This is a genomic window from Marinomonas profundimaris (genome assembly GCF_000508165.1).
GTDB classification, from domain to species: domain Bacteria; phylum Pseudomonadota; class Gammaproteobacteria; order Pseudomonadales; family Marinomonadaceae; genus Marinomonas; species Marinomonas profundimaris.
Genome location: NZ_AYOZ01000024.1, coordinates 1 through 10,166, shown reverse-complemented (window position 1 = coordinate 10,166; position 10,166 = coordinate 1). Strand labels below are relative to the sequence as shown.

The 10,166-nt window shown below is 43.9% G+C and carries 8 protein-coding genes; 3 read left to right on the top strand and 5 right to left on the bottom strand.

Going from position 1 to position 10,166, the window contains the following annotated elements:
• Nucleotides 1-48: 48 nt before the first annotated feature.
• The 4 genes from D104_RS30600 to D104_RS37420 form a co-directional block, all read right to left on the bottom strand.
• Entirely contained in the window at nt 49-2,262 is a 2,214-nt protein-coding gene (locus tag D104_RS30600) for a YjbH domain-containing protein (protein ID WP_024024470.1), read from the bottom strand.
• Complete coding sequence (locus D104_RS30595) at nt 2,262-2,954, bottom strand: capsule biosynthesis GfcC family protein (RefSeq protein ID WP_160168777.1); 693 nt, start codon at nt 2,952-2,954, stop codon at nt 2,262-2,264. The genes D104_RS30600 and D104_RS30595 overlap by 1 nt, the downstream gene beginning before the upstream one ends.
• A 53-nt stretch (nt 2,955-3,007) precedes the next feature.
• Nucleotides 3,008-3,727 (bottom strand): YjbF family lipoprotein, encoded by a 720-nt coding sequence (locus tag D104_RS30590; protein ID WP_024024468.1) that lies wholly within the window; start codon nt 3,725-3,727, stop codon nt 3,008-3,010.
• Nucleotides 3,728-3,804: 77 nt separating this feature from the next.
• On the bottom strand, nt 3,805-4,101 hold the full coding sequence (locus tag D104_RS37420) for a hypothetical protein (protein ID WP_024024467.1): 297 nt from the start codon (nt 4,099-4,101) through the stop codon (nt 3,805-3,807).
• 408 nt (nt 4,102-4,509) lie between these two features.
• Between D104_RS37420 and D104_RS30580 the strand changes: the two genes are divergently transcribed.
• The 3 genes from D104_RS30580 (at nt 4,510) to D104_RS30570 (ending at nt 9,478) form a co-directional block, all read left to right on the top strand.
• Nucleotides 4,510-5,808 carry a capsule assembly Wzi family protein gene (locus D104_RS30580; RefSeq protein ID WP_051997759.1) on the top strand — a complete coding sequence of 433 codons (1,299 nt, stop codon included), beginning with the start codon at nt 4,510-4,512 and terminating at the stop codon, nt 5,806-5,808.
• Between the two features lie 86 nt (nt 5,809-5,894).
• The gene (locus D104_RS30575; RefSeq protein WP_235075936.1) at nt 5,895-8,480 is read left to right on the top strand and encodes an SLBB domain-containing protein; all 2,586 of its coding nucleotides are present in this window, start codon (nt 5,895-5,897) and stop codon (nt 8,478-8,480) included.
• 44 nt (nt 8,481-8,524) lie between these two features.
• Complete coding sequence (locus tag D104_RS30570) at nt 8,525-9,478, top strand: Wzz/FepE/Etk N-terminal domain-containing protein (protein ID WP_235075935.1); 954 nt, start codon at nt 8,525-8,527, stop codon at nt 9,476-9,478.
• A 112-nt stretch (nt 9,479-9,590) separates the two neighbouring features.
• Here the strand turns inward: D104_RS30570 and D104_RS30565 are convergent, their stop codons facing one another.
• Nucleotides 9,591-10,079: an REP-associated tyrosine transposase gene (locus tag D104_RS30565; RefSeq protein ID WP_024024463.1), complete on the bottom strand. Its 489-nt coding sequence runs from the start codon at nt 10,077-10,079 to the stop codon at nt 9,591-9,593.
• Between the last annotated feature and the right edge of the window lie 87 nt (nt 10,080-10,166).

Below are 10,166 nucleotides of genomic sequence, written 5' to 3'. Positions count from 1 at the left end.
TACAAAAGATACGTTTTGTCGGCCTAAAGCCACGACAAAAAGCATAAATTATTTATTCTGGTTAGGGCGTTGATACCAAGGTGATACCATGTCTGTCACGCTGAATAAATTGCTGCGTTTTTGCAGTGTTTGCCCACCATCACGAGTAATGGGTTGCCAGTTGAAATTACCGCGAGTATTAGTCGGTTTGAGTGACACAGTGTCAAACGGAATGGACAAATAAAACCCTTTGGTAAAACTCCCTTCGCCAAAGTCTTCCGCGGACATGTTTGTCCTGCTTGCGTAAGCGCCAACAATCACACCGCTTTTGTATTGCTTTGAAAAATCGAAGCGAGTACCCACGTCCGTTGCTAAAAATTTCCCCATGTCTATACGAAACATGGTGTCTTTTAGGAATGACAATTGTGGCTGGTAATACAGTGACAAATGGCCTGTTGTGCCTCTTGCTAATACTTTGGTGCCACCGCCGTAATCATTCTCATCGTTAAATACGCCGAAAACCGAATGTGGATCACGCTGTGAAATAGCGTTTATATCAGCGCCAATGGCCCAGTTAGAATTCGGTTGACGGTACAGTACCTCGGTACCTACGCCGGCAAACATGGTTTCTAAGTAACCAGCATAAACTTGCTGATACCAATTTTGTCCGTATTTTTGATACCAAGTCAGTTGTAGGTTATTCATATAGGCATCATTGTCACGCACGTACGCTCGGACCAAAGTCCTGACACGGTAATTATCCGTGTTGTCAGAAGGTGCGCTGTAATTCAGTTTGTCGTAGTTATCCAACATGTTAAGAGACACAGAACCGGAGAGTTCAAAGCTGCTGTTAAGCCAGTAAGATGCACCACCATCCAAACTTAAACTGTAAAGGTAGAAGCTTTCTGGACTACCAAAGGATTGTGTTAAGTGAGGTGCAAAGCCATAGCTGAGCCGTTCAAAGTTGTCGTATAAGGGTTCCGAGGCGATTATTTCTGGCTGCCGTTCAGTAGTAGCGTCTTTAATCGAGGGATTGAAGTAATCTACTGTGGCAATATCTCGATAGGCTTTTGCCGAGACTTCAGTAGACTTAACAGGAATGTTTTTTTCCGTTTCGATAACGGTATAAGATTCGATATCACTCGGTAGATGGTTGGCTAAAATCGCAGAAGCGCGTTCAATGGCAACATCACGATTACGGTATTTACTCTGTGTTGCAACGATAGAAACGGTGTTGTCTTCTCGATACACCTTTTCGGTTTGGTAACCTGAGAATTTGCTTAATTCGTTGTCCACTTTTTGCCAATCTACGCCATCTAATGCGGTTGCTTGCTGTGTACCCAGTGGTGGTGTTGGTTCGTCTATCCAGGGTGTGTGGATCGTACTGAAATTGGTGGATAGAGTGAAGCCAAGCGCAACCGTGGTGCCGCGTTCATAGCTCAACCTTAAATCCACGCCGTCGGCGACGTTGTAAATTGCCCCAATATTCCAGGGCGTGCGGGGTGTCATGTCTATGCCGCTGCGTGTAGTTGGGTAATCTTGACTGTAGTCGTTGCCATCGTATTCTAATTTTAAGCGCAGAGGATCATAAGGGGTTTGGTATTCTACCCCGCCAAATAATGAAGTAGCGCCTGTAAACCAGCGGTTGTAGTCGATAGAGCCACCATTATCGGAGTAGCCTGAAACCCGATTGCAAAAGTGCTCGCTGGCTGAGCATAAAGGATTGCCTGTATTGCCTCGCTGTCCCAAATAGCCCCAACCTAATCCCAGGGTGAAATCGAACTGGCCGTAATGATCGGTTGAAAGGCGTTTTGTTGCCGCAATAAACTCACCATCAAACAACCCCGTACCGCCAAGGTCTCTTAGCCCAACGGAGACTTCTGGTAGCCAATGGCTTTCTTTTAATAGCCGAACTTTGGCATCGATGCCTTTGTCCGCATATTTTGTATCGCCACTAAAACTTTCGTTTTCACTGTATAAAAGACCATCGACTTCTGTGTAGCGTATCGTGGTTTCCAACCAAGGCATTAATTGAAGCGATAGCGTGTAAAAGCGATATTCGTCGTTGTAGCTATAACCAAAACTAAATGCACCTTCCTCTGCCATACGTCCAGTGGGCATTTGCATAAGCCCAACACCGCCTAGGTCACCTTGTGAAGGCGTTAGTTCCGCTTCTTGGAAGGGGATAGGGTTATAGTTAAAATCTTCAGCGTGTAGGTCGGTGATAAATAATGCGCTAGAGCAAGTGAGAAAATAAGCAATATGAGCGTGTTTACGTCGCATTATGGCTCCAAACGAAAAGCAAGTAAGTGAGCAATGTCTGAATTTAAATCTCGCTCTTCATTGTTTAAATTATTTAAGCCAGTAAACACAACTGCACCAGGGGCTAGGAAGAAGCGTTCAGCCTTCCAATTAATATCGTTTACTTGGTATACCTTTTGGTCTGCTTGGATTATCCAAACTGAGTCTGGAACATCTGTATTGTACAGTGAGCTTAGGTAGTATTTCAGATCGCTGTTCGGCTGAATGGGCCGGATAATACTGGCTTCTTCTTTAGGGCTAATGAGCAGCATATGATCTGGTCTTTTGGGTAGAGACAGCCAATAGTCGGTTTTGAGCATCGGATCCCGTTTGGGGTTTACACGGACGTCACTAAGTACTGTGTTTATGTTTTCACGGTATGCAAAACGCAGCGTAGTTAATTGTTTAATGAGTCGGTGTGAGTCAGTGGTATTAAGCTGCTCAAGTTTCGCTATTACGCCATGCAATTTCGTATCAATAATGTGTTGCTTGTGTGGGTCGATTAATGCAGTTCCAAGTGGATAAATTTTATAGTTAACTTGGCTGTGGCCATCGGTCAAGACGGTCGACAAACGTACTTCGCTTGGGTAAGAAAGTAATTTTTGCGTCTGGATCAGCGTGATTTGTGTTGGCTCTGCATTGGCGTGGGCTGGAAAAAAAACTGAAAAACTCATAATGCTTAGCATGCAGCATCGTATAAAAAATGTTTTTAAAAATGGTGGTGACATTACTTCGAATCCTTCGAGGCTTTTGTATTTTGTAGTGTTTCGATGAAGGGTTTTATCATGAGCATTTCGACCTTGTGCATATTAGGCCCCAAATACTGGATGCTCTTTATGACATAAGCTTTATGAGAGTTCGTTCGAGGAGCAACCCAAAAATGGTTTGAAAAGGAATAATCTAACGTCGTAAACGTAATGTCTTCTTTGACATGTTCTGTCTCTTGATGCCACAAATCGCTTTGAAGGGTTTCAGTGCCTATTGATGTGCTATGAACGTCAGCTGAAAAATCATAACGGTAGCCGGGTGACCAGTCATAATGTGCTACCCAGTTTTGGGCGTTACCTGGCAGCGGGAGATTATTCTCTGTTGCCCTCAAGCCTTCTAGGTTACCGCTAGAAAAACCTGTGGAATGAACGATTCGACCATTCTCCGTCACAATGACGCTATTATCATTGCTTAACCAAGTGAGTTGATAAATACCACTGTTAACGTTTTTCTCAGCAAACGATAATATTAATAAAATAGGCTTGCCGTCATTAATGCTGACTAACGTGCTTGAATAAGGGAGGGATTGAATGTAATCCGCACTAATATCGAGCCCTTTTTGATTATCAATAAACGCTTCCGCTGAGCCTATGGCACTTTTTAAATTATCGGTACAGCCAGAAAGGAACAATAGAATGGTAAACGCAAAGCAGGGAACGAAAGAATATCGAAATAACATGAAATAGCCAATGTGTAATGAAATACAAAAAAATCGTCTGACGGCATAGCACCATCAGACGATCTTTAAAACCAATACTATTTAGTATTGGTTGTAGTCGTGACGGTTACAGGGTCGTTCTGAGACGATACAACGCCAACAGATATGGCAGTTGCCGCTGCGATACCAGTCGCAATTGTTGCGCTAGCAATACCGCCAACAGCAGCAGCGCTACCAGCAACAGCGCCACCAGCAGCAACACCACCAGCGCCAGCAGCACCAGCGCCAGCAGCACCAGCGCCACCAGATGCGCCAGCAGCACCACTAGCAGCTTCGCCATATGCTTGGCTAGCTAGGCCAAGTGCTACAACAGTAGCCAAAGTAACAAGTTTCATAATATTTCCTTATCATTAAAAACATCGATGTAAAGCTAAAATAGCTTCAAGATTGATTCTAGAGCAAGAATTACAACAATGTAAGCGGTATAGGGAGGGTTTTTGTGAATTTTTTAATCAATTCTTACTGCTTTTTGTATGGGCTAAGTGTTTTTCTAAAATTAATTGACTAAGCATTTATGGCTACATTAGATAGATAACATTGATAGAATGCCCTTTTTATATTCAAGTAACGGATACAACTGTCTTTATTTCTCGGTATTTTTGTTACATCATGTCCCCCGAGTTCGATATGAACGAAAGGAAATACAATAGATTGGATGGACTTCAATCATATTGTTTAACGTGGTAGTTAAAACCGCGTTTTTTAAATTTATTTTTGCCAGTACAAGGAATTGTGAGCCGTTAATGTCTTCGACTAAAATGAAAAAAACGCCCTTGTTTAGGTATCACAAAACACTGATGGCCTTGTTTTCTGCCTCCCTTTCAGTGCCCGCTTTGTCTTCCCCATGGTTAGAAACAGACGACCCATTTTTACGTTCTTCATTGGTTTTACTGTCAGATTCAGGCCAGTTGTCTTCTTCTGTTAACCATTACCCTATGCGCTGGTCTTTGTTTGGTGATGATTTGACCACCGCCAATGAAGAGGATGATTCGGTATCGATCGCGAATCAGGAATTATCCTACACCTTAAATTCCGCTAGATTGAATCGAGGGAACCGCCTTTTTAAGCTTATTAATGCCTCTCAGTCTTCTTCGCCTTCAGGATTTGGGCAGTTTAATGAAGATGAACGAGGCATATACAGTAGTTTTGAGCATTTAGGTCGCTCCTATTCGTATCGATTGTCGGTGGCTTATAGTGAAAACCAAGACGACACGTCGCTAAATTGGGATGACAGTTATATCGCTTTCAATGCTGGCGCTTGGTTGTGGTCGATTGGAAGTGTGGATCGCTGGTGGGGGCAAGGTTGGCAGCACAACTTGATTTTAGGTTCTTATGCGGAAGCGGAACCCAATGCAAGTGTTAGCTACATGGGTAAAAGTGGCGCATTAGGGGTTTGGAGTGTAGAAAGTTTACTAGCCAAACCTGAACATTCGGATTTTGAATACCACAGTGCAACGCGTTTGGTGTCCAAACCATTACCGCGTTTTGAGTACGGTGTGACTTACCAAACCTGGTTTTCTGATGTTGATCTAAATGAAGACGATAAGCAACTCGCGTTAGACGCAAAAATCACCTTACCTGCCATAGCAAGCTTTTATCACAGCGTGTATGCAGAGGCGGCGTCTACCTCTAAAGCGTCAGAATTAGGCGCTTGGCTGCTTGGCTGGACGGGGGCTTTTCCACTTGGCGAGAATACATTGCGCATTGTGTTAGAGTCTCAGCAATCGACCAAGGCACATGACGATACGCCTTGGGCGTCGGGTTCTTATCCTTCTATGACAAACGGTGTATCGAATACAACCTACTTGCTTGATGATAGTGTGTCTATTGCCTTGTATTTACAGCTTAAAAACGATCATAAAATGGGTGTAAGCTACCAAGAGTCGACACTTGATAACGAAAAAACGAATACGAGTCAGGTTACTTATCGCTTGCCTGCCATCGCTGGGATGGTGCATTTAGGCGCAAGCTATGAACAGACAAAAAACACGGTAGACAGCAATCAAACCAACGTTTGGCTTGGTTACGAATTTCGCTTTTAAGCGTGGATCAAACAAAACTTTAACTTTCATTTGACGAATATAGACCATACACAATGCGATTAAAAAAATTATTGATAGCGACTTTTATGATAGCTCTGGTTGGGAATGCTTCGGCTTTGGATCTGTCAGCGGCACAGATTAACCAATTTAAAAGTTTGCCTAAGGCTCAGCAGGAAGCACTTGCCCGTCAGTATGGTGTGGATTTGGATTCTTTAATGGGAACAAGTGCGACGTCGACGGTAGTTGAACAGGCGCCAGCCATTGTCCCTGTTGCTCCGTCGCCGGTGATTAATGTCGAGCAAGCAATAGAAAAAAGCGACGATGAAGTCGCGATGTTTGGTTACGATGTTCTTAGCGGTAGTAACATGGGGTTTACGGTTGTTGATGATTTCCCGGTGCCATTGGACTATCAAATGGGGCCAGGCGATATTATTAACGTGCAAATGTTTGGCAAAAGCACTCAGGACGTATCGTTAAAAATTGATCGTGACGGCACGATCAACTTACCGGATCTAGGGCCTATTTCTGTTGCGGGTCAAACTTTCGAGCAGCTAAGAACTCAAGTTATCAAAGTGATTAAACAGAAAGTCATTGGTGTGGATGTTTCTGTTTCCATGGGCGCAATGCGAACCATGCAAGTGTATATCGTCGGGGAAGTGACTCAGCCGGGCGCTTATAATGTCAACGCATTAACCACAATTACTCAAGCGCTGGTCGCCAGCGGTGGCGTGAAGCAGAGTGGTAGTTTGCGTAATATCCAGCTCAAACGTAAAGGTAAAGTCGTGTCCGACTTTGACTTGTATGACTTACTGTTAAATGGCGATACGGCAAAAGATATTCGCCTGTCTTCTGGCGATACATTATTCATTCCAACGCGTCAAAATAGCGTGACAATACAAGGCCAAGTTACTCGTCCTGCGATGTATGAGTTAAAAGGTCGAGTAACTATGACGGGTTTACTCAATATGGCAGGCGGCGCTTCTGCCCAAGCGTATCTTTCTAAAGTTAATGTACGCAGAGCCAATTCGGATGGCGTGCAACAACTTACGCTGGATTTATCAACGCCATCGGATCGTCAATTTATTGTGGCTGATGGAGACGAAATTCGTTTAGATAAAGTGTCCAACTCTTTGAAAAATGCGATAGCGGTTCGTGGGGAAGTGGCGCGTCAAGGGGCGTTAAGTTTTAAAGAAGGCATGAAGGTTAGTGATGCGATTGGTTCTATTGAAGACGGTTTAAAGCAAAGTGCAGATTTAAATTATGCCCTATTGGTACGTCAAATTAATCAGAAACAAGATATAGAAGTCTATCAATTTAGTTTGCTTACCGCCCTTACTTCGCATACGTCACCGGATAACTTGTTGCTACAAGAAAAAGATCAGATTTTTGTGTTTGATAATGGTTTAGAGCAAGGTTATTGGTTTGGATCCTATTCGAATGATAAAGCCAATTTTACTGAAGGCGTTAAAGATATTAATGGTGCTTTATTCAGTGAGCGCGAGATCATCGATGCTCAAACTGGTGCTGTTGTGGTTAAGAAAGAAACGACAGAGCTTGATATAGCTGATATCTCTGATATATCGGCGGCGGCAGAGCAGCGTAAGATAAATCGAGAATCTTTATTGACACCTATTGTTGATCGCTTGAAAGAACAGAGTGGCTATTTACTGCCAGCGCAAGTCATTGAAATATCGGGCGCGGTGAAGTTCCCAGGTGTTTACCCTCTAGCGGTGAATGCAAAAATCCCTTCTATTTTAACCGCTGCTGGTGGATTGACGGAAAGTGCTTATTTGACCTCGGCTGAATTGTCTCATCGGGTGACTTGGAATGGTCGCTCGGTAATGGAGAGGGTGAATTTTTCTTTAAAAGACGCCATCACGGGTAAATACCCTGTTCAAATAAGCCCTCAGGATCACATTATTATCAAATCTAAGCCTGGCTGGAAAGAAGGCATGGTGGTGGATTTGCAGGGTGAATTTGTTTTCCCTGGCACGTATATTTTCCAGCGAGGCGAAACCTTAAAAGAGGTGATTGAGCGAGCGGGTGGTTTTACCGAGTTTGCGTATCCCGATGGCGCCATATTGAGTCGAGAACGGTTAAAGCGTCAGGAAGCAGAAAGACTGAAGTATTTGAACGCACAGCTAAAGCAAGAGATCAGCGCTATGTCGTTGCGTCGTCAAGGCAGTAGCGTGTCTGATCCGGCACAAGCCATCGCCATTGTTGACCAGCTCGATAAAGCAGAGCCGGTAGGGCGCTTAGTGGTAGACCTAAACAAAGCGATGACAGGCGATAAACTGGCCAATTTACTGTTAGAAAAAGGCGATAAACTTTTTGTTCCTGCATTAAACCCTGTTGTGAGTATATCTGGAGAAGTTCAGTATGCATCACACCATACGTTTAACCCGAATTTGACGGTTGAAGACTACATTGCTTCAGCGGGTGGTACAAAACGTCAAGCCGACATCGACCGAGTATATATAGTGAAGGCCAATGGTTCTGTGGAATTGCCCAATAATTCTTTTTGGTTTAGTCGCAATTATCAACCACTGGAGCCTGGTGACACCATCATAGTGCCAATTAACACCGACTACCTAGATGGCTTGAGTACCTTGTCGACTGCGACGCAAATATTGTATCAACTGGGTGTCGCTTGGAGCGCAGTGAAAGACTAATCACCATATACGTACGCAGTGCATAAAACCAAACAAAGTGAAGAATGACAATGAAAGAAAACTACACATTACCTCCACAAGCGTACTCGCAGCACGATGATGAAATAGATTTGAAAGAGCTGTTTATAGCGCTTTGGAAAGGTAAATGGATCATTATTTTTACCACGTTTGTTTTTGCTGTTGGTGGTGTGTTGTATGCACTTTCGCAGCCGAACACCTACAAAGCAGAAGCCATTTTAGCCTCTGCGAGCGACAGTAAGTCTGGTGGTTTGGCGGCCATGGCATCGCAATTTGGCGGTTTAGCGTCATTAGCGGGCATTAGCCTTGGCGGTGGTGGCACAGACACCAAAGCCATCGCCCTCGCGACGCTCAAATCACGTCAGTTTGTTAATGCTTTTGTTCATAAATATGACTTGCTGGTTCCATTGATGGCGGGTGAAAAATGGAATGAAGCGCAAGATACTCTGCTGCTTGACCCTGAAACTTACAACCAAGAAAGCCATAAGTGGGTACGAGAGGTCGAGCCAGGGAAGTCTCCTAAACCAACGGATTGGGAGGCGTATAAAGAATTTAGCAAGCTTATTGCCGTATCTGAAAGCAAAGACAACGGATTAGTGACCTTATCTATCACACACCTTTCCCCGACGATAGCCAAGCAATGGGTAGACTGGCTAGTGATTGACCTGAACGCTTGGGTAAAGAAAAAGTCTCTAGATGAAACCCGAAGCAACATTCACTATTTAGAAACTCAGGTCGAAAAAACCAAAATTGCAGACATGCAATCCGTGTTTTATCAACTTATCGAAGAGCAGACCAAAAACCTAATGCTTGCAGAAGTGCAGGAAGAGTTTGCCTTTAAAGTCATAGACCCAGCGGTGGTGCCAGAAGAAAAAGCCGGTCCCAAACGCGCACTCATCTGCGTACTCGCTGTATTGCTCGGCGGCATGCTGGGAATGGGCATCGTACTCATACGCTTTGCCTTCGCCAAAAAGGACTAAGCCAAAAAAATCGCGGCGGGGGATATCTATCCGTCGCGATAAATCATCAAACCTCCACCCCGTAGATCAGATTGGTCGAGGAACGAGGCGTGATCTGAAGATGTTTATGCGCTCAGGGTACCTCTAACAAACCATTCCAATGGATATCAAATAACCCCAACTTAACATCTCTATGAAAACTTGAATACGGCCAATCCCGTGTTGATAAAACGTAACCATGTTTGACTGGATTCAAATAACAATAATGGATATGGTTTCTCAAATCGTCATCTGACTTGATCTCATGTTCCCAAAAACGACCTTGCCAAACACTTTCCTTGTCATGCATTCTTTCTTTTAATTTCTTGGTGAACAACATCTTAATCAACTGCCATCGTATGGAAAATGCATTGTCTCCCTCCGGCAATCGCCAAATGGCATGAATATGATCTGGTAAAACCACCCACGCAATAATATCAAATGGCCGTTTCGATTTAACATGACGTACACAGTCACGCAAAAGATCAATATGATCAACTAACACAGAAGAGCGGCGATCCCTCAAAGTAACAGTAAAGAAAAACGTACCGCCAAAACGCTTACTTCTAATGTACCTAGGCATCCATGCCTCCTTCAAAGAATCACAAACCAACAAATCTCAATCACCATCCCGTAGGTCAGATTAGTCGAGGAACGAGGCGTGATCTGA

What these genes read in the sequence shown, in the direction of transcription:
- D104_RS30600 (WP_024024470.1), bottom strand. Translation starts at nt 2,262, where the DNA reads ATGCGACGTAAACACGCTCATATTGCTTATTTTCTCACTTGCTCTAGC.
- D104_RS30595 (WP_160168777.1), bottom strand. Translation starts at nt 2,954, where the DNA reads ATGAGTTTTTCAGTTTTTTTTCCAGCCCACGCCAATGCAGAGCCAACA.
- D104_RS30590 (WP_024024468.1), bottom strand. Translation starts at nt 3,727, where the DNA reads ATGTTATTTCGATATTCTTTCGTTCCCTGCTTTGCGTTTACCATTCTA.
- D104_RS37420 (WP_024024467.1), bottom strand. Translation starts at nt 4,101, where the DNA reads ATGAAACTTGTTACTTTGGCTACTGTTGTAGCACTTGGCCTAGCTAGC.
- D104_RS30580 (WP_051997759.1), top strand. Translation starts at nt 4,510, where the DNA reads ATGTCTTCGACTAAAATGAAAAAAACGCCCTTGTTTAGGTATCACAAA.
- D104_RS30575 (WP_235075936.1), top strand. Translation starts at nt 5,895, where the DNA reads ATGATAGCTCTGGTTGGGAATGCTTCGGCTTTGGATCTGTCAGCGGCA.
- D104_RS30570 (WP_235075935.1), top strand. Translation starts at nt 8,525, where the DNA reads ATGACAATGAAAGAAAACTACACATTACCTCCACAAGCGTACTCGCAG.
- D104_RS30565 (WP_024024463.1), bottom strand. Translation starts at nt 10,079, where the DNA reads ATGCCTAGGTACATTAGAAGTAAGCGTTTTGGCGGTACGTTTTTCTTT.